Consider the following 1,065-nt stretch of genomic DNA (forward strand, 5'->3'; position numbering starts at 1 on the left):
AAGCTCCAGAAGATGGGATGGTTGCCGCCCTCCCCAGACGGCAACGCAATGTGCCAAAGTCGTGGTGTTCAAGGCCACGCAAAGGAGAGGACGGCGAATGAAAGATACAATGATCGGGGTGGATCTGGCAAAGAGCGTCTTCCAGCTTCACGGGGCCAGCATGGCCGGACACTTGAAGTTTCGAAAGAAGGTGACTCGGGTCCAGTTTAGACAGTTCATGCCGAAGCACGAACCTGCGGTCGTGGTGATGGAGGCTTGTGGCAGCGCGAGCTATTGGGCGCGAGAGATGGTCAAGCTTGAGCATGAGGTCCGGCTAATCGCGCCGCAATATGTGCGGCCTTTCGTGAAGCGTCAGAAAAACGATGCTGCTGACGCTGAGGCGATCATCGTCGCGGCACAGCGCCCCGAGATGCGGTTTGTCGAGCCGAAGTCGGAAGATCAGCAAGCCTGCGCGGTACTTTTCCGTGCGCGTGAGCGGCTTCTTCATCAGCGCACCGAACTCGTGAACACCCTGCGTTCAGTACTCTATGAATATGGCCATGTCTTTCCAAAAGGCATCGCCCGCCTCAAGCGTATCGAAGCTGTCCTCAACGATCCTGCCAGCGACTTGCCCGCGCTGGTGCGGGATGAGTGCCATGATTTGCTTGAACAGATATCCGAGCAGACAACCCGGATCGAAGCCAAGACAGCTAAGGCTCGGAGTCTTGCCGAGACAACTGATGCAGCGCGGCGGCTGCAGACGATGCCCGGCGTGGGGCCGCAGACCGCGTTGGCCATCAGCGCCTTCGCTCCGCCCATGGACAGCTTCAAGCGCGGGCGAGATTTTGCGGCCTGGCTCGGCCTCGTTCCGCGCCAATACACCTCTGGCGGTAAGGAACGCCTAGGACGTATCTCGAAAGCCGGCCAGACCGACATCCGATATCTACTGATCATAGGGGCCATGTCACGCCTGACAGTATTGGCCCGAAAGTCGATCCCAGAGGGATCATGGCTGGCACGCCTACTGCACCGCAAACCCCTCATACTGGTCGCCATTGCGCTGGCCTGTCCGTCGTCATATAAAAT

Annotated in this window: 1 protein-coding gene; it reads left to right on the forward strand. The window is 58.7% G+C overall.

What is annotated here, in order from left to right; all coding sequences use genetic code 11:
- Positions 1-97: 97 nt before the first annotated feature.
- Positions 98-1,065 (forward strand): IS110 family transposase (locus tag KO516_RS22075; protein WP_216005950.1); only part of this gene is annotated, 968 nt, incomplete at its 3' end.

Source organism: Citreicella sp. C3M06 (assembly GCF_018860705.1).
Classification (GTDB): Bacteria; Pseudomonadota; Alphaproteobacteria; order Rhodobacterales; family Rhodobacteraceae; genus Salipiger.